Annotated in this window: 19 protein-coding genes and 1 other RNA gene; 11 read left to right on the top strand and 9 right to left on the bottom strand. The window is 44.6% G+C overall.

The window, feature by feature from the left end; genetic code table 11:
• Position 1: 1 nt before the first annotated feature.
• Together ACTTJF_RS04485 and rsmA are read right to left on the bottom strand one after the other, a co-directional pair.
• Positions 2 to 2,152, bottom strand: coding sequence for a ribonuclease J (locus ACTTJF_RS04485; protein WP_442550937.1), 2,151 nt, complete (start codon positions 2,150 to 2,152; stop codon positions 2 to 4).
• The gene (rsmA, locus tag ACTTJF_RS04480) at positions 2,100 to 2,963 is read right to left on the bottom strand and encodes a 16S rRNA (adenine(1518)-N(6)/adenine(1519)-N(6))-dimethyltransferase RsmA (RefSeq protein ID WP_442550936.1); all 864 of its coding nucleotides are present in this window, start codon (positions 2,961 to 2,963) and stop codon (positions 2,100 to 2,102) included. The genes ACTTJF_RS04485 and rsmA overlap by 53 nt, the downstream gene beginning before the upstream one ends.
• A gap of 103 nt (positions 2,964 to 3,066) precedes the next feature.
• Here rsmA and hisF point away from each other — a divergent pair, with 103 nt between their 5' ends.
• The 5 genes from hisF to ACTTJF_RS04455 are packed head-to-tail and all read left to right on the top strand — an operon-like array spanning position 3,067 to position 6,078.
• Positions 3,067 to 3,876, top strand: a complete 810-nt coding sequence (hisF, locus tag ACTTJF_RS04475) for an imidazole glycerol phosphate synthase subunit HisF (RefSeq protein ID WP_442550935.1) — start codon at positions 3,067 to 3,069, stop codon at positions 3,874 to 3,876.
• Positions 3,877 to 3,913: 37 nt separating this feature from the next.
• Complete coding sequence (locus ACTTJF_RS04470) at positions 3,914 to 4,579, top strand: purine-nucleoside phosphorylase (RefSeq protein WP_442550934.1); 666 nt, start codon at positions 3,914 to 3,916, stop codon at positions 4,577 to 4,579.
• Positions 4,576 to 5,667: a 23S rRNA (adenine(2503)-C(2))-methyltransferase RlmN gene (rlmN, locus tag ACTTJF_RS04465; protein WP_442550933.1), complete on the top strand. Its 1,092-nt coding sequence runs from the start codon at positions 4,576 to 4,578 to the stop codon at positions 5,665 to 5,667. The genes ACTTJF_RS04470 and rlmN overlap by 4 nt, the downstream gene beginning before the upstream one ends.
• The gene (gene bcsF / locus ACTTJF_RS04460) at positions 5,664 to 5,768 is read left to right on the top strand and encodes a cellulose biosynthesis protein BcsF (protein ID WP_081451819.1); all 105 of its coding nucleotides are present in this window, start codon (positions 5,664 to 5,666) and stop codon (positions 5,766 to 5,768) included. The genes rlmN and bcsF overlap by 4 nt, the downstream gene beginning before the upstream one ends.
• Entirely contained in the window at positions 5,749 to 6,078 is a 330-nt protein-coding gene (locus tag ACTTJF_RS04455; RefSeq protein WP_442550932.1) for a hypothetical protein, read from the top strand. Before bcsF ends, ACTTJF_RS04455 begins: the two co-directional genes overlap by 20 nt.
• A 49-nt stretch (positions 6,079 to 6,127) precedes the next feature.
• Here ACTTJF_RS04455 and ACTTJF_RS04450 read toward each other — a convergent pair whose 3' ends face one another.
• Positions 6,128 to 6,421, bottom strand: a complete 294-nt coding sequence (locus tag ACTTJF_RS04450) for a hypothetical protein (protein ID WP_442550931.1) — start codon at positions 6,419 to 6,421, stop codon at positions 6,128 to 6,130.
• A 310-nt stretch (positions 6,422 to 6,731) separates the two neighbouring features.
• Entirely contained in the window at positions 6,732 to 7,640 is a 909-nt protein-coding gene (locus ACTTJF_RS04445; RefSeq protein WP_442550930.1) for a pseudouridine synthase family protein, read from the bottom strand.
• Positions 7,641 to 7,766: 126 nt separating this feature from the next.
• On the opposite strand from ACTTJF_RS04445, the gene purB reads away from it, so the two are divergent.
• From purB to ACTTJF_RS04430, 3 genes are read left to right on the top strand one after another with little or no spacing between them, the layout of a single operon-like run.
• Complete coding sequence (gene purB / locus ACTTJF_RS04440; protein ID WP_442550929.1) at positions 7,767 to 9,110, top strand: adenylosuccinate lyase; 1,344 nt, start codon at positions 7,767 to 7,769, stop codon at positions 9,108 to 9,110.
• Complete coding sequence (locus tag ACTTJF_RS04435) at positions 9,110 to 11,485, top strand: ribonucleoside-diphosphate reductase subunit alpha (RefSeq protein ID WP_442550928.1); 2,376 nt, start codon at positions 9,110 to 9,112, stop codon at positions 11,483 to 11,485. Before purB ends, ACTTJF_RS04435 begins: the two co-directional genes overlap by 1 nt.
• Before the next feature lie 19 nt (positions 11,486 to 11,504).
• Positions 11,505 to 13,295, top strand: a complete 1,791-nt coding sequence (locus tag ACTTJF_RS04430; RefSeq protein ID WP_442550927.1) for an ATP-dependent nuclease — start codon at positions 11,505 to 11,507, stop codon at positions 13,293 to 13,295.
• A gap of 77 nt (positions 13,296 to 13,372) precedes the next feature.
• On the opposite strand, the gene tpx is transcribed toward ACTTJF_RS04430, so the two are convergent.
• On the bottom strand, positions 13,373 to 13,897 hold the full coding sequence (tpx, locus tag ACTTJF_RS04425; protein WP_442550926.1) for a thiol peroxidase: 525 nt from the start codon (positions 13,895 to 13,897) through the stop codon (positions 13,373 to 13,375).
• A gap of 147 nt (positions 13,898 to 14,044) precedes the next feature.
• Between tpx and nrdD the strand changes: the two genes are divergently transcribed.
• Complete coding sequence (nrdD, locus tag ACTTJF_RS04420; protein ID WP_004321737.1) at positions 14,045 to 14,206, top strand: anaerobic ribonucleoside-triphosphate reductase; 162 nt, start codon at positions 14,045 to 14,047, stop codon at positions 14,204 to 14,206.
• 17 nt (positions 14,207 to 14,223) lie between these two features.
• A complete protein-coding gene (locus ACTTJF_RS04415; RefSeq protein WP_442550925.1) occupies positions 14,224 to 14,910 on the top strand; it encodes an anaerobic ribonucleoside-triphosphate reductase activating protein in 687 nt (228 codons plus the stop codon).
• A 40-nt stretch (positions 14,911 to 14,950) separates the two neighbouring features.
• On the opposite strand, the gene ACTTJF_RS04410 is transcribed toward ACTTJF_RS04415, so the two are convergent.
• Positions 14,951 to 15,580: a hypothetical protein gene (locus ACTTJF_RS04410; protein ID WP_442550924.1), complete on the bottom strand. Its 630-nt coding sequence runs from the start codon at positions 15,578 to 15,580 to the stop codon at positions 14,951 to 14,953.
• An 88-nt stretch (positions 15,581 to 15,668) separates the two neighbouring features.
• On the bottom strand, positions 15,669 to 16,103 hold the full coding sequence (locus tag ACTTJF_RS04405; protein ID WP_122863124.1) for a hypothetical protein: 435 nt from the start codon (positions 16,101 to 16,103) through the stop codon (positions 15,669 to 15,671).
• Between the two features lie 53 nt (positions 16,104 to 16,156).
• On the opposite strand from ACTTJF_RS04405, the gene ffs reads away from it, so the two are divergent.
• Positions 16,157 to 16,254, top strand: an RNA gene (gene ffs, locus ACTTJF_RS04400) — signal recognition particle sRNA small type.
• 5 nt (positions 16,255 to 16,259) lie between these two features.
• Here ffs and ACTTJF_RS04395 read toward each other — a convergent pair.
• On the bottom strand, positions 16,260 to 17,489 hold the full coding sequence (locus tag ACTTJF_RS04395; RefSeq protein WP_442550923.1) for an HD domain-containing protein: 1,230 nt from the start codon (positions 17,487 to 17,489) through the stop codon (positions 16,260 to 16,262).
• The gene (queF, locus tag ACTTJF_RS04390; protein ID WP_442550922.1) at positions 17,486 to 18,193 is read right to left on the bottom strand and encodes a preQ(1) synthase; all 708 of its coding nucleotides are present in this window, start codon (positions 18,191 to 18,193) and stop codon (positions 17,486 to 17,488) included. Before queF ends, ACTTJF_RS04395 begins: the two co-directional genes overlap by 4 nt.
• Positions 18,194 to 18,201: the final 8 nt, after the last annotated feature.

Below are 18,201 nucleotides of genomic sequence, written 5' to 3'. Positions count from 1 at the left end.
CTTACATCAGGTATATGATCGGCACGATGGTCGGGTATTTTTTGACTTTTCTAAAGATATGCTTACGGATGACCTGACGCACCTGCCCCTCGAGCATCCTGCCGTCCTTTAAAAGCTCCTCTTTGACGTTGCTTAAGTACTGCTCCAGCACGCCCTCCATCTCTTTTCTAAACTCGCCGTCTTGCTTATCTCCCACGAGTCCGTAGCTGATGACGCGAGGCTTATTAATGAGCTTAGCGCCGTGGCGAGAAATTTGCGCGATGATCATCACGACGCCGGCTTCAGCCAAATTTTGCCTATCTATCACGACGTCGTCTGAAATTTGCTTGTTGATTTGGTTATCGATAAATACCTTGCCCGTTTTTACGGTCTTGGCGCGCTTCATGTATTTTTGGCAAATTTCTATCTGATCGCCGTCGCTCATCAGATAGATGTTTCGCTCGTCCACGCCGCAGGCTACGGCCGTTTCTTTATGCTTTGCGATGTGGTTGTACTCGCCGTGGACCGGGAGGAAAAATTTAGGCTTTATTAGGCGCAGCATCAGCTTTTGTTCCTCTTGCGCCGCGTGACCGCTCACGTGTATCTCGCTAAAGTCCTGATACGCGACGCTAGCGCCTGATTTGATGAGGAAATTTAGCACCGTCGATATGCTGCTTTCGTTGCCAGGGATTGCCTTTGAGCTGATGATGATCTGATCGGTCGGCTTTATCTTTATATATTTGTGCTCATCCGTAGCCATGCGGTATAGCGCGCTCATCGTCTCGCCCTGGGAGCCGGTGGTAACGATCAGCACCTCGTTATCTTTAAATTTGCCGACTTCGTTAGCGTCGATGAAAATTTTCTTATCGAGCTTAATATAGCCAAGCTCCATCGCCGTGTAGAGGTTGCGCTCCATGCTACGGCCGATGACGCAGACCTTGCGGTTGTATTTTAGTCCCCAGTCGATCGCCTGATAGACGCGGTGGATGTTGGAGCTAAACGTGCTCATTATCACGCGGCCTTTGGCTTTTGAGAAAATCGCGTCAAATGTCTTGCCCACGCTGCTTTCGCTTTTAGTAAAGCCCTCGCGGTAGCTGTTTGTGCTGTCGCTCATCAGGCACAGCACGCCGCGTTCGCCGTAGTATGCGAGTCTGCCAAGGTCTGTCGGGTAGCCGTCGATCGGCGTATGGTCGATCTTAAAGTCGCCCGTATGGATGATGGTGCCAGCCTTTGTCGTGATGGCTAGCGCGCTAGCGTCGATGATAGAGTGCGTGATATGTATCCACTCGACCTCAAAATCTCCTATCAAATACGGCTTACGCTTTTCAACCGAGCGGAAAAGCGAACGCTCCTGCTTTAGGCCGTGCTCTTCAAATTTGTTATTTATCATACCCAGTGGCAACGGCGTGGCGTAAATAGGAAATTTAAACTCTTTATAAAAGTAGGGCACCGCACCGATGTGATCCTCGTGTGCGTGCGTGATGACGACGCCTTTTATCTTGTCTTTTATCTTGCGTACGTAGTCAAAGTCGGGGATCAGGATATCCACGCCGTGCATACTCTCGCTAGGAAAGCTCATGCCAATATCCACGATGATCGCGCTCGTGTCGGTTTCAAAAACGGTCATATTTCCGCCGATTTCGCCTAGTCCGCCAAGAGGCGTGATGCGGATCCTGTGATCGGTCGAGTTTAGGTATTTCATCGGCTCCAGGCGCAGTTCGTGGACGGCCTTATTTGCCTCCATAGACGCGGCGATATCTTGCTGCCACTGCTCGTTACCGTTTAGCTTAGCGGGTAAATTTTTCTTCGGCTTTCGCTGTTTTTTCGGTTTAGCTTCACCCGTTTGATTTTCGGCGTTAGCGGCTTGCTTGTTAGCGTTTTTATTTTCGCTTTGCGCGCTATTTTGGGAGTTTTGTTTGTTATTTTTACTGCGATTTCTTTTGCCATTTTGTTTGTTAGCGTTAGGTTGTTCGCCGTTTTGCGCCTGCTGTTCGCCGCCGTCAAAAGGCTCTAAAAAGAAATTATCTATCACGCTTTGGCTAGCTTTTTGCTCACCGTTTTGCGCGTGTTGATCTAAATTTTCTTGTTTATTTTTATTTCTCGGGCGAAATCTGCGTTTTTTATTGCTCTTGCCCTGAGAAACCACCGCTTTTTCTTCGTTCTTGTCGTTCATTATCTTCCTTTAAATTTTTAAATACTTCTAGATAAAGATCGACATTTAGTTCGTGCGGACGGATATTTGCGCTCAAATTTAGCAGACTAAAAATTCGCTCTATTTCAGGCTTTTTATAGCTTGAACTCAAATTTTTCATTAGCGTTTTTCTAAGCGCGCTAAAGGCGATTTTGAGGTAAGTTTTAAATTTTTCGTATTCAAATTTACTCTCAAATACTCCGGTTTCGCCTATTAAATTTTTACTTTTTTGCAGTTTTATAACCGAAGAAGTCACCTTCGGCGGCGGGTTAAAGCAGCTCGCATCCACGTCAAAAAGCAGCTCGCAGCCGCCTTGAAGCGAGGCTAAAATCGCCAAAGAGCTAAAATCTCTATCGCCGCTTTTTGCGCTAAATTTGAGCGCGACTTCCTTTTGTATCATCACGACCAGGCCGCGACATTTCTCGTCTTCGATCGCATTTAGGATCATCTTCGTAGCGACGTAGTAGGGCAGGTTTGCCGCTAAAAAATACGGCTCATCGTTTAGGCCGCCTTCGCTCCACTGATCCAGCGCGTCTTTGCAAAAAAGTTTCAATCGTCCGCTTTGAATTTCGTTTGCGAATTTTTTCTGCAGCAGCTCAAAAAGCTCGGTATCTATCTCGTAACTAGTTACGCCGCAAATCCGCAAAATTCTAAATGTCAAATCACCTAAGCCAGGCCCAATTTCAACGATATTTTGCGTATCTTTGGGAATCGCTTGGATGATTTTGTTTAGCGTCGCTTCGTCGTGTAAAAAATTTTGTCCGAAGCATTTTTTTGCTTTAATATTTTCCATTTTTTTCCTAAATTTCGCCGATTTTACCCAAAAATATCTTATGTAATGATTAGATAAGTCAAATTTAGCTAAAATAAAGCAAAATTTTAGCTAAAGAAGAGCGATGAATCATTTTGCAAAACGCATAATCCCGTGCCTAGACGTCAAAGACGGACGCGTGGTAAAAGGCGTAAATTTCGTAGGTCTCGTAGATGCGGGCGATCCGGTCGAGATAGCCAAACGCTACAACGAGGAGGGCGCGGATGAGCTGTGCTTCCTCGACATCACGGCGTCGCACCTTGAGCGCGATACGATCGTGGATGTCGTAGAGCGGGTCGCGCGCGAGCTTTTTATCCCGCTAACAGTAGGCGGTGGCATACGCACGATCGACGATATCTCGCGCCTACTAAACGTCGGATGCGACAAAATAAGCCTTAACTCAGCCGCGATAAAAAATCCAAATTTGATAGACGAAGCGGCAAATAAATTCGGCTCGCAGTGCGTTGTAGTCGCGATCGATGCGAAACAAAATTCGAGTGAAATTCCGAGCGCTCCGCAGGATGAAATTTTAGCCAAAAATAGCGAGCCTTGCGGCTATAGCGTGTTTATAAACGGCGGCAGGCTAGATACCGGCAAAGACGCTCTTGCCTGGGCAAAAGAAGCCCAGGAGCGCGGCGCGGGCGAAATTTTACTCACGTCGATGGACTGCGACGGCGTCAAAAACGGCTTTGAGCTAAATTTGACGCGGATTTTTAGCTCGCTTGATATCCCCGTCATCGCAAGCGGCGGTGCGGGCAAGATGGAGCACTTTAAAGATGCATTTTTAGCGGGCGCGGACGCATGTCTGGCAGCATCTATATTCCACTTTAGAGAGATAGAGATAAAGGCGCTTAAGAGATATTTGCGAGAGCAAGGCATTGAGGTTAGGCTGTGAAATTTGAACTCAAATTTAGTGCACAAAAGGGTGTGGCGTGATTATTTCAGCCGGACGAAATGAAGTATTTGCATTCGCTCTACCTATGGGCGTGGGACTAGTGGATATGAGCATAAATTTGACGGCGCTTTTGCGAAAAAGAGCTATGGTTGATAACGGCGGTAAGTATGAACAAAATTTGACGGCTAACCGACAACTTGACGAGAGGCTAAATTTGATAGATTCGCCTATTTTGCAAAGCGCAAAAGCCTCTCAAAATCTGGATAAAATTTTAAATGCACTGCCGAGTGAAATTATTTTTGTAGGCTCGGCAGGACTTTACAAAGACGGCGAAGTTTTTAAAATTTATGAGAGCTCGGCCGCGGCAAATATCGAAATTTCAAGCCTAGAAAACAAAAGCTATTCGCCGATAGAGAGTGAGATCACTTCTGTTGTTCCACGTGGAACATGCAAGGTAAATTCATCAAATTTCATCACGACCGATCAGAATTTAGCTCACAAGCTTTTTGTGCGCGGATACTTTTTAGAAAATATGGAATTTTTTGCCGTCCTTAAAGTCGCGCAAAAATTTCAAATCCCGGCTTATGGAATATTCGTAGCGACGAATTTTTGCGATAAAAACGCGCATGCCGATTTTATAAAAAACCACGAGCAAGCCAAAAAAGAGCTCGAAAAATACCTAAAACAAAAGGAAATCATTTGAAAAATTTGCTTGATTTTACATTAGATGAGCTAAAAGAGCAGCTCTCGCCGCCGTTTCGCGCGAAGCAAATTTTCGAGTGGATATACAAAAAAAACGCAACTAGTTTCGATGAAATGCTAAATTTGCCAAAGGATTTGCGTGCAAATTTAGCGCAGGAGTTTTACCTCGACCCGCTAAAATGCGTCAAATTTGAGCAGAGCAGCGACGGCTCGATCAAATATCTTTTTGAGCTCAAAGACGGTCTACGGATAGAAAGCGTGCTGCTGCCGATGAAAGAGGAGCTCAGCAATGAAAACGGCGAAGTAGCGCGTCACGCTCGTTATACGATCTGCGTTAGTTCGCAGGTTGGCTGCCGCATGGGCTGTTCGTTTTGCCTAACGGGTAAGAGCGGACTAACTAGAAACCTAACGCCAGGTGAAATAGTGGGGCAAATTTTGTGGATAAAAAGAGAAAACAAAATCCCCTATGAACGCCGCGTAAACGTCGTATATATGGGCATGGGCGAGCCTCTAGATAACCTAGAAAACGTTAGTAAAGCCATAAAAATTTTAAAAGAAAACGATGGGTTAGCTATCGCACCGCGCCGCCAGACCGTTAGTACGAGCGGGTTAGGTAGCCAGATAAAAAAGCTCGGCGAGATGGATCTGGGCGTGCTGTTAGCGATATCTTTGCACGCCGTTACTAACGAGCTCCGCAGCAAACTAATGCCGATAAATAACGCCTACAAAATCGAGTCCGTTATGGAAGCGGTAAGAGGCTTTCCGATCGATATGCGCAAACGAGTGATGTTTGAGTATCTCGTCATAAAGGACATGAACGACGGCATAAAAGACGCCAAAAAGCTGGTTTCACTGCTGCACGGTATCAAGGCAAAGGTAAATTTGATCTACTTTAACCCGCATGAGGGCAGCGAATACGGACGCCCGAACACCGCCAATATGGAGGCATTTCAGACATACCTGCGCGACCACGGCGTGACCTGCACCATCAGACAGAGCAAGGGCCTTGACATCAGTGCGGCGTGCGGTCAGCTAAAAGAGCGCGACAACCAAACGAGCGGCAAAACGATAGCTAAGACGGCAAAATGACGCTACTTGATATATCACAGATAGTTTTCGTCTGCGTTGTGGTTTTTATAGGGCTCGGACTTATTATAAAAACGGCTTTTTATGACAAACGCGACCGATGAAATAGCATTCTTAAGAGAGCAGACAGACAGAAATAACGACGACTCGTTTTTCGTTTTGCTCTATGATTTTTGCTATTTCGATAAGAAAATTTTCAAAAAAATCCTAAAAATCTGTCAGCAAACCGAGATAGAAGATAGAAATTTGAGGGCCGAAATTTTAGATATTCTGCTCTTTACGACCTATTTAATGCTTTGTCATCGCGACAAAAAGGACGTATACAAGATAAAAAACTTTAAAAAAGTAGAGAAAAAATTCGGCGATTATTTTCAAACTATTAGGCAAATCAGTAGAAAATTTATAACACAATAGCGATAAAAGTAAAACCCTAGATTTTATTAATTATGGTTAAATTTTACTTTTAATAAACATACAACACTCCGTCGCCGTAGCTAAATTTATCCCGCTGCCTTACGCTATCGCCCGCAAATGTAATTGGATTATAAACCTGGCGGAGCTTTGGCGTATTATGCTTCCAGCCGCAAGGAAGGTGGCCTAAATTTAATATTTTTAGTAAATTTGTATTGAAATCAATGCGGAAATTCGGACAAATTTTACGTATGCCGCACTCTTGAAATGCGCGCAAAACAATCGGAAGCACCGAATAATCATAAGTTTCGGCCGGCAAACCGCATGTCTGAATATCTTGAATCAAACGCGCTTTTCTAGCTGACAAAATCTCTCGTGCAGTAGCTACGAGATCATCCGTAAGCGAGTATTGTCGTAAAATTTGATCGCTAAAAGGGCAAATTTCGGCAAAAACATCAAGATCGATATCGCTCCACTCGTTTGATTTAGTAGCTTTGATAGCTGCTCAAATTTTGTAAATTTGACGCTAAACGGAGCAAAAATTTTATCGACATCTAGCGAGTGTTTGCCAACGCTGTTAAACCGGTTTTGCGTATTTAGTCCGCTTTTTAAATTCTGATTTTAATTGCTCGATATCTAACTTCATTGCTTATATTTTACTTTGATTTTACGAGGTTATAAAACTTTTTTCTAGCGTCAAATTTGGATTTAATTTTATACTCTATACCATCAAATTTAAAGCAAATTTCATCCGAATGCAGCAGCAATCTCGGCGCGCCGGTTATTAAAATTCGCTCGGCTTCGCTCATCTCTTTATCTAAAATTTTCTCGATTTGCGGTCGAGCTAGACCGTAAAGCGGTTCCCCCAAAATCTTATGTTCCACGTGGAACAAATGCAAACGAATTTGATGTTGTCTGCCCGTGAGCGGTACGGCTCGCACCAGAGTCGCATCGATATCGGCAAAATACTCTATCGGCGAAATCTCCGTCACAGCGCTTTTGCCGTCCTCGCAAATTCGCATTCGCATTTTTACGTCGTCGTAATCGTTTGCCAGATCCATATTTGCCTCGATACGCAAATTTTCGCTTATCTTTCCCTGCACGAGTGCGACGTAACTTTTATAAACCTGTCTGTTTTCAAAAAGTTTTTTCAAATTTACGACCACATTTTTGTCTTTGCCTACGACGATGAGTCCGCTCGTTTCGCAGTCTAGACGGTGTGCAACTGACGCCTCTCGGCCGTAGAGCGACCAAATTTCGTCATTTAACGAGTACTCGCAGTGTCTGCCGTTTGGGTGACTGAGCACGCCGCTAGGTTTATCAAAAACCGCAAATTTCTCGCACTCAAAAATCGGCTTTAGCCCGCGCGGATTTGTTTTATAATCTATTAGGCAAATTTCGCCGCTTAGCAAGGCATTTTTCTCGCTGACGACCGTACCGTCGCAGATTAGTCTACCTTTGTCGATTAGGCGCTGAGCTTCGCGCATCTTATAGCCGTTTTGCAACAAAATTTCATACGCTTTTTGGCCTTTTGCATGCGCGATAAATTTATGAATATAAGGCAATTTTTACTCTTTAAATCTAAAATTTAAGGGCAAATTTAGCGGATACTAACCGCGATTTCAGCCCAGTTTTTATATAATCTTTCCTTAAAAAATTATACAAAAATTCGCATAAAAAAGGCTAAAGAGATGGTAGAGAGATATTCGCGCGAGCAGATGGCGCAGAAGTGGAACACACAGGCAAAATACGGCGCGTGGCTGGAGGTCGAAAAGGCTGCGGTCAAAGCGTGGAATAAACTGGGTTTTATCAGCGATGCGGATTGCGATAAAATTTGCAAAAATGCTAAATTTGACGTAGCGCGCATCGACGAGATCGAAAAGACGACCAAACACGACGTGATCGCGTTTCTAACGAGCGTGAGCGAGAGTCTGGGCGATGAGAGCCGCTTCGTGCACTATGGCATGACTAGTAGCGACTGCATCGACACCGCCGTCGCGCTTCAGATCAAAAGCAGCATGGAGCTCATCATAGAGGACGTAAAAGGCCTAATGAGCGCGATCAAAACCAGAGCGCAGGAGCACAAAAATACGATGATGGTCGGCCGCAGCCACGGCATCCACGGCGAGCCGATCACCTTCGGGCTCGTGCTTGCGGTCTGGTACGACGAGGTCGCGCGCGCGCTAAAGCTGCTACAAGATGCCAAAGAGGTCGCCGCATACGGCAAGCTAAGCGGCGCGATGGGAAATTTCGCTCACGCACCGCTCGAGTTTGAGGAGCTAACCTGCGCCGAGCTCGGCCTAAAGCCCGCCCCAGCGTCAAATCAGGTCATCCAGCGCGACCGCTATGCCCACGTCATCAGCGCGATCGCCGTTCTGGCCGCCACCTGCGAAAAGATCGCCGTCGCCGTGCGCCACTTCCAAAGGACGGAAGTTTACGAGGCTGAGGAGTATTTCAGCCCCGGTCAAAAGGGCTCTAGCGCGATGCCGCACAAGCGCAATCCCGTGCTTAGCGAAAACATCACCGGCCTTTGCAGGATGCTGCGCTCATACGTGACGCCTGCGCTCGAAAACGTCGCGCTCTGGCACGAACGCGATATCAGCCACAGCTCGGTCGAGCGATTTATCCTACCCGACGCCTTTATCACGGCCGATTTCATGCTCGCGCGCATTACGAATTTGATCGCAAATTTGGTAGTTTATCCGGAAAATATGATGAAAAATCTAAATTTAACGGGCGGGCTCGTCTTTTCTCAGCGCGTGCTTTTACAGCTTCCGCAGCGCGGGATTTCGCGCGAGGACGCGTATAAGATCGTACAGCGCAACGCGATGAAAGTTTGGGCGGATCTACAGGAGGGCAAAAAAGCGATAAACGAAAACGGCGAGAGCCTATTTTTACAAAATTTGCTCGCCGACGAGGAGCTACGCGCAAGCCTAGACGAAGCAGAGATAAAAGAGTGCTTTGATTACGCGTATTACGCCAGGCACGTGGATGGGATTTTCGCGAGAGTATTCGGAAAGCAGGACGAAATTTAATGAAAGTACTAAAACGAAACGGACGCACGGAAGAGCTTGACGTAAGCAAGATCAAAAAATACACGAGCGAGGCGGTCGCGGGGCTAGCAAACGTGAGCCTAAGCGAGCTTGAGGTGGATGCGAAAATTCAATTTCGCGATATGATAACGACCGAGGAGATACAGCAAACCCTCATCAAAACGGCCGTCGAAAAGATCGATATCGACCGACCGAACTGGACCTTCGTCGCGGCGAGGCTGTTTTTATACGACCTTTATCACAAGGTCACGGGCTTTAGCGGCTACAACCACCTACGCGACTATCTGCAAAAAGGCGAAAAAGCGGGCCGCGTCATCCCTGGACTAAAAGAAAAATACGACCTGGACGACCTAAACGACTACATCAGGCCAGAGCGCGACTTGCAGTTTGCCTATCTAGGCATCAAGACACTATACGACCGCTACCTCATCAAAGACCGTAGCGGCGCGCCGATAGAGCTACCGCAGCAGATGTTTATGGCGATCGCGATGTTCCTCGCGCAAAATGAACTAGACTGCCAAGGCTGGGCGAAGAAATTTTACGACCTCATATCTAAATTTGAAGTCATGCTCGCCACTCCGACGCTCTCAAACGCCCGCACGACGCGCCATCAGCTAAGCTCTTGCTACGTAGGAAGTACGCCCGATAATATCGAGGGAATTTTCGATAGCTACAAAGAGATGGCGCTTCTTAGCAAATTTGGCGGCGGTATCGGCTGGGACTGGTGCAAGGTACGCGCTATGGGAGGTAGCATCGACGGACATAAAAACGCAGCCGGCGGCATCATACCGTTTCTAAAAGTCACGAACGACATCGCCGTCGCCGTCGATCAACTAGGCACGAGAAAGGGCGCGATAGCCGTCTACGTCGAGCCGTGGCACATGGACGTGAGCGACTTCCTGGATCTGCGCAAAAACTCGGGCGAAGAGCGCCGCAGAGCGCACGAGCTGTTCCCTGCGCTTTGGATAAACGACCTTTTCATGAAACGCGTCAAAGAAAACGCGCGCTGGAGCCTATTTGACCCCGCAGAGGTCGCCGATCTGTGCGATCTATACGGCGATGAGTTCGAGGCTCGTTACATAGCATACGAAAACGACGAAAAGATCCAAAAAAACGTCGTCATGGCAAAAGAACTGTGGAAGAAAATTTTAACTAGCTATTTTGAATCGGGCATGCCGTTTTTGTGCTTTAAAGATAACGCAAACAAAGCCAATCCAAACGACCACGACGGCATCATCAGAAGCTCAAATTTATGCACCGAAATTTTCCAAAATACGCAACCAAACTACTACAAGATCAAGATCACGTTTGAGGGCGGCTCCGAGCGGCTATTTGACGAGGAAGAAGACGTCACGGTTGATAGCGGTATAACCAAAAAGGCCAAAAAGCTAAGTGCGCTCGATAGCATCGGCGGCGAGCAAATTTTCATCGTCGAAAAAGAAAGCGTCGAGGGCAAAACCGCCGTGTGCAACCTCGCGAGCATAAATTTAAGCAAAATCAACAAAAAAGAGGACATCGAGCGCGTCGTGCCGATCGCCGTACGCATGCTAGATAACGTCATCGATCTAAATTTCTACCCGCACAAAAAGGTCAAACACACCAACCTAGCCTCCCGCTCGATCGGCCTTGGCGTCATGGGCGAAGCGCAGATGCTAGCCGAACGCGGCGTGAAATGGGGCAGCTACGAGCACCTAGCGCTGATCGACAGTGTGATGGAAAATATTAGCTTCAACGCCATCTACGCCAGCTCAAATTTGGCGGTAGAAAAGGGCGTGTATCCGCTCTTTGAAGGCTCGAAGTGGAGCAGGGGAGTGATGCCTATCGACACGGCAAACGCAAACGCCAAAGCGCTTCTAAACGACAGAGGCGGGCTATTTGACGAGAACGCCTGCGACTGGAGCAAACTGCGCGAAAAGGTCAAAAAAGACGGTATGCGAAACGGCTATCTGATGGCGATCGCGCCGACATCGAGTATCAGCATACTCGTAGGCACCACGCAGACGATCGAGCCCGTGTATAAGCGCAAGTGGTTCGAGCACAACCTAAGCGGCATGATACCAAACGTCGTGCCAAATCTCAGCCCTGAGACGTGGCAGTTCTACACGCCTGCCTATGAGCTAGATCAGCGCGTGCTCGTGCGTGCCGGCGCCATCCGCCAAAAGTGGATCGACCAAGGCCAAAGCCTAAATATTTTCATGAGCCTAGACAAAGCAAGCGGCGGATATCTGAGCGAAATTTACACGCTCGCGTGGGAGCTGGGACTAAAATCGACCTACTATCTACGCTCCGAAAGCCCTGATAGTGAAAAACTAAACAACGTAGCCGATCGCTCGATCGAGTGCGAGGGGTGTCAGTAGAGAGCAAAAGGATTAACATATGAAACTAGATAGATTTGAAATAAAAAATTTTCGTTCTATAGAAGATATAAAGATAAATATCGAAGAAAAAAATGGAAAAAAATGTTTAATCTTAGTAGGCAAAAACGAGGCTGGAAAAAGTAATATATTAAAGGCTCTATCGGCAGTATTTGGTCAATATAGAGTTAGCATCAAAGATCAAAATAAAAATGCCTCAGATAATAAATATTATGTTCATGCGATATTTAAGTTAGAGGAGAACGATTTCAATGTCTTAGAAGCAGGGTTGTTTGAAGAATATAATATAGAAGATACTAACATATTTCAAAATAACTTAGATATTAAAGATTTTATAAGAAAATACTTTGGTGAAATATTATTGACTATAAAAATAGATGATAATGAAGAACCCAGATTAACATATTGGAACAATAAAGAGCTGGATAAGGAATATAAAATTTTAGATTCAGTCTATTATGAACAGTATAATAAACAAATTATAGTTTCCAGCAAAGAAAATGCGATTGGGAGCGAATTTTCAATTGATGATCTTAAAAATATTATATTCACGAACATTAAAAACTATATTATCAACATAGAAGAACTGTATAATAATATGATTTTTTGGGAATACAATGATCAATATCTATTACCATCAAGTTTAAATATTGAAGATTTTAAAAATGATCCGGACATATGTATACCCCTAAAAAATATTTTTTATCTAAATAATATAACAGATATAGAGCAAGATATTGAAAATGCCAGTAAAAAAGATAAAGGATTGCATAGTTTTTTAGAAAGAATATCTAAAGAGGCTACAAAAGAATTTAGAAAAATATGGCCTGACTTAAACAATATAGAGTTTATTATAAGAAAAGATGGCGAAGAGTTTGATATACGAATAAAAGAAAAAGAGTTTTATTCTAATGAGGATAGAAGCGATGGCTTTAAAAGGTTTATAGCAATATTGCTTATGTTATCGATTGAATCTAGAACACAAGAAGCCGATAATAGATTAATTTTATTTGATGAACCAGATGCTTTTTTATATCCAACCAGTGCGAGATTTTTAAAAGAAGAGTTGCTAAAAATTTCAGAGAATTCTATTGTAATATATTCTACACATTCCCCTTTTATGATAGACAACGAGTGCATAGAAAGACATCTGGTTATAGAAAGAAAGGATGATATTTCAGAAATAGTCCCACAAGGTAAATCACAATTTCAAGAAGACGAACTTTTAAAAAGAGCAATTGGAAGTCATATATTTGAAAGTATACAGTCAAAAAATATTATTTTTGAAGGATATACGGACTATAAAGTGTTTAAAAACACTTATAAAAATAAGGATTTTAAAGATTGTGGTCTAGTTTATATGGGAGGTATAAAAGAAGTTAATACAATAACTACAATGATAATGCTAACTGGCAAAAAATTCCTTATAGTATCCGACAGTGATGAAACTTCAAAGAACAAAAGAAAAGATTTTGAAAAAGATTTTCCTGATTTAAAAGAAAATTGGCTTGAGTATGATGAGGTTTGCGATAAATCCAATAAAATAAAAACACTTGAAGATTTTTATGAAGTAGATTATTTGTCAGCTAAAATCAAACAGTACAATGAAAACTATGAATACGATAAAAAGAAATCTAGCATTGACAATATAGATAAAGCCGTAAGTCAAGATAAAGAAAAAAGGCAAGAGATAAAAAATGCACTAGCAATTAATGCTAAAAAAGAAAATATAAAAAAAGAATATTTTGACTTTATTAAAAAGATCGAAAATAAACTGGATAGTGAAAAGTAAGATAATAAGTTACTAACCCTGTATCTTTTTATAATTTTAGTAAAAAGACCGCACTCGCGGCCTTTAAATTTCGCGGCTTACATGCACCCGCAGCCGCAGCCTCCGCTTGATTTTATCGCGTCAAATACCGCGTCGTAGTTGGGTTCGTTCGCGATCTCAGGGACGATTTGTTTGTGGATGATGACGCCGTCTTTGATGACGAAAACGGCTCTAGCTAAAAGACCCGCAAGCGGCCCTTCGCCGATGATTACGCCGTATTTTTCGCCGAACTCTCTAGCTCTAAAATCGCTGCCGACTTTTAAATTTTTAATGCCCTCCGTAGAGCAAAATCTACCCATCGCAAACGGCAGATCCATCGAGATCACGCTTAGTTTGATCGCCTCTTTGGCCGCCATTTTTTCGTTAAATTTACGCGTCTCCGTCGCGCAAACGCCCGTATCTAGCGACGGAACGGCGACTAATATCTCAATGCCGTTGTTACCGCCGACCTTAAACTCACCTAGATCCTGCCCTACGAGTGCGACTTCGGGCGCATATGAGCCCACGAATACCTCTTCGCCTTTTAGCGCGACGTCTGCGCCGTGAAATTTGACTTTTGTCATGTTTTTCCTTTGTTTTAAATTTAATCGTAACGCGGATATTACCATACTTTTAACAACGGCTGAAAAACAAAAAATCACGTAAAATTTAAGACGGCAGTTATCTATAAAGTGCTATACTACTTGACATCAATTATCAAGGAGTGACAAATGAGCGACAAAGAAATCCTAGCTTCGCTTGAAGCAAAACGCACGAAATGCGTCGTTTATACCCGCGTAATGGGCTACCACCGCCCTGTAGAGAGCTTTAACCTCGGCAAAAAAGGCGAGCATAAAGAGCGCGTCAAATTTTGCGAGCCAAAATCCCGCTAAACTCCTGCGAGTAAAACGTGAAAGACGCTGATTTTCCGCTTTACTCGCTCACCCCCTTTACGACCCTCGACTACCCCGACAAAACGGCCTGTATAGCGTGGTTTGCGGGCTGCAACATGCGCTGTGCCTACTGCTACAACGTCCCTATCGTCACGGGCGCCGGACAGATCAGCTGCGCCGAGTTTATCAAATTTTTAGACAAGCGCAAAGGCAAGCTTAGCGGCGTGGTTTTTAGCGGCGGCGAATGTACGCTTAGCCCGGCGTTTTTACTGCTAGCTCATGAGGTAAAGTCGCGCGGCTTTTCACTCAAGGTCGATACCAACGGCTCAAATTTGACCGCGATTGAGCAGGCTATCTCGCTAAATTTGATCGACTATATCGCGCTTGATTTTAAGGCGACGAAGGAGAAATTTATCAAGGTTGCGGGCTCAAATTTGTATAAAAATTTCTTGCAAACGCTTGAGTTTTTGTTGCAAACCGGCTTTAAATTTGAGGTTAGAACGACGGTGCACGCGGACTTGCTAGACGAGGCCGATATCTCAGAGATGAGCGAGATTTTGTACGAGCACGGATATAGGGGCGTTTATTACTTGCAAAATTTCCTAGATACTGGCGAAAATTTCGGAAATTTGACGCAGACGAAGGCTAAATTTGATCCAAATTTGATACGTTCAAATTTGGAAATAGGGCTTAGGAATTTTTAGTAAATTTAGTCAAATTTGACATGCAAAATCTCGCAAATCATCACTTCCAGTTGCGATATCTGCTAATTTTAATAAACGTTACGATCTTTTTTAGCTCGGGCGCGTCGCTTACAGCCTGTACTTTTACGCTATATTCGCCTTTTTCAAGCTCTGCTCGGAGCAAAACTTTATCGTGCGCAAAGCCTCCGTTTGGGGCGCTGTACCATGAAGTCGCGCCGTATTTTGACAGATCAAAGGTTTCGGTTAGGGCGCTTAAATTTTGTTTTAGATCGTTCGCCTCGCCGCCTTTTATGTAGCTTATTTTGCGGTTTTGTAGAGATTTGAGCATAACTTTTAGTAATATTTTTTCGCCCATGCAGGCTGCTTTTTCCTCTTCGCTCGTGCCAATGGCCTCAGGGGCGCCTTGAGTCGTATAACCGTAGTAGCCGGCTAGCTTAGCAGCTGTAGTTTTCCGGCAAAACCACTTCGTAAACTCGTCGCTGCCGTATCCCGGGAAGACCTCCTCGCTAAGTTTTTCTTCCTCTTTTTGCTTTTGCGGATCTTGCGCGTAGATGAAACTTATCTCGTAAATACCGGCCTTTTTGACGGTAAAATTTATATCAGTCGCGCTGCCGGCCTCCGACATATCGATCTCTTTATAAATGCCGTCATCAAGCGCATCGCCTCCCAAAAAATCAGATCCGTAATAAAAAGCAGTATAAAAAACGCCGCAAAAAAGTAGCAAAAATAGGCAAAATTTGACCTTCGAATTTAACGTTTTATCTGTTTGGCGCGTAGGTTTTTACCTCGTATAACAAGAAATCATACACGCGTTGCTGTACGAGACCTTCGTATTCGTCGGCGTCTATGAGCCTGCGTAGGTGCTCGAAGTCGATCTTTAGCGCGTAGTTTTTGTTCGCTCTGATGGCCTGATCGATCGCTAAGAGCAAGCTATCAAGCGTCATCGGGTCTTTGCGTTTGATACGGGAGACGTATTCTTTGGTGGTTTCTATAAGTACGCGTTTGCGGTTCTCGTCGCCGCCGTAAATTTCGCTCGAGATATCGTATAAATTTTCAAAATCGTCCTCTTCGGGATTGAGTTTGGCTGAGATGATAGCCGCAAAGACCTTAGCGCGAAACTCCAGCGAGCGGTGGTGATAGACCAAAAACTCCCTAAACAACGACAAAAATTTACATTTTATATCAAATCCCATGTTGCCGCCTAAAATATATTTAAGTAAAATTTGAGTAAAATCGCTCTTGCCCTTTCTTAGACCTGTGCAATGTCTCTTCTAGGCACCGCTTCAGGGTGGGAACACAGCAGAGCACTTAGGCTAGGCGTGTGCCGCAGTCATCTGAGAGAGGGTTTTTTAAACCTGCAAAAGCGAAAAATGCTCCTTAAAATCATCGCAAACTTTTAAAAAATTCACTCCGTCCAAGCTCTGATTTTTCTGAAAAAATTTATCCATATTATTAAAGCCTTCGGTTAGTTCATTCGACTTCACGCCGTAGCTGATCGAGATCCCCGCCTCGAAAAATGCAGCGAGCTTATCGCAAAATTTGAGCGCTTTGCCGTCGATTGCGTTAAATTTATCCTCGTTTACGTTCTCCATCGTGCCCTCGTGGTGCAGAGGCTTTTTCTCGCAGATCCTGTTTTCAAACTCGTTTTTGATAAATTTGCCGCCTTCCATACGGATACCGAGGATATAGCTAAACTCGTCTCTAAAATTTTCAGGCACGAAAGGCAAAATTTTCTCGTCTATCAGGCGCATTTCGTATTCGCTGATTATCTCGTTTAGCCCTTCGATACCGTATTTTACGGGGCTAATGATATCGCGCGTTAGCGACTCTGGCAGATCGTGAAAGAGCGCGCAAAAGAAGTTATTTTCTAGCCTCGTTTTGCAGGCCTTAACCTCAAGAGAGTAAAAATAACTCAAAATCGCCACGACTAGCATGTGACCAAGCACTGCCGTTTCAGGGATGCGAGGCGTCTGTGCCCAGCGCTTTTGAAAGCGCAGTCTGCCGGCTAGATCTACTAGCTTGGCTAGCTTTTGATTCATGACGATTTTGCGCACGCCTATTAGCTCGTAATAATCCTCCAGCTCCTCCTCCACGCGCGCTTTTAGCTCGTCTATGTCGCTTAAAAATTTGCTCGTTTGATAAACGATCGAAAACTCCCAGCGCGTCGCGAGATAGCTAGCGGCCTTTAGGATCAGGCGCTCTTTGGCGTGAGCCTTGTCTTTATGCGTGAGATAGCGGCGCATCCGCTCTAAAAATTTACCGCCCTCGACGTCCTTTACGAGCCCTTCTAGGATCGTTAGCACCCAGGCGTTTATCTGCTCGTTTTTGGTTTTTTGCATCTGATGAAACACGTCCGGGCGTATATCCGTGACGACTACTCGCGCGAGAAACTCGAAAATACCCGCCTCGATGATGTAGTTCATATCGGCATTATACTCGAGCTTTGCGATGAAATACGCGATGATAAATTTATGCGCTTGCTTATCAAGCTCGACTAAATTCGTCATCTTCGGATAGTCGTTCCAGCGCGAGATGGACGCGGCTTTAAAGATGTGCTCGATCAGCTGCGCGCTTATCATTTATCTTCCGATGATTTTTTCACGACGCGAGCACGCTTTTCGCCGGCAAATTCAGGCTTTTTAAAGCCCTCTTTATTGCCTGTTTTTCGCGGCTTGTCGTCAAATTTATCTTTGCTCTCGCGAGGTTTTTTATCGCCTGTTTTTGTATCTCTTTTACCAGCTCCAAAACTCTTACCGCGAGAGCCGTCTTTGCTAAATTTAGACTCGCGTGCTCCATAACCGCCTATACCAAAACTTCGATCGCCATCTCGCGTAAATTTCTCAAATTTCGGCGCTTCAAAGCTTTGATCTTGCGTTTTTTTGATTATCTCGTCCGAGCAAATTTCGATCACCGTATGGACGTTGCCTCGCGGGTTAAAGTCGCCTGTGATCTTCATCCATTTTGGCGCCAGTTTTCGCTCTAAAACGCCGTAAATTTCGTTTATGCTATCTTCATGGCTGATGTTTCGCGTCATGAAGCTATTGACGTAGAGTTTGATCGCCTTTAGCTCGACGACGAATTTAGCCGGCACATACTCAAGATATATCGTCGCAAAGTCTGGATACCCAGAGCGCGGGCATAAGCAACAAAACTCCGGCAGCGTGATCTTGATCTTATAGTCGCGCTCGTGCTTGTTTTCCCAGATTTCCAGGTCTTTTTCTACATCAAATTCGTTTATTATTTTCTCGCCGTATTTTGGCTCTACGACCTCATTTTCTTGCATTTTTTTCC

The sequence above is a fragment of the Campylobacter sp. genome (assembly GCF_052170435.1).
Lineage (GTDB): Bacteria > Campylobacterota > Campylobacteria > Campylobacterales > Campylobacteraceae > Campylobacter_A.
This window is presented reverse-complemented; position numbering and strand designations above follow the sequence as displayed.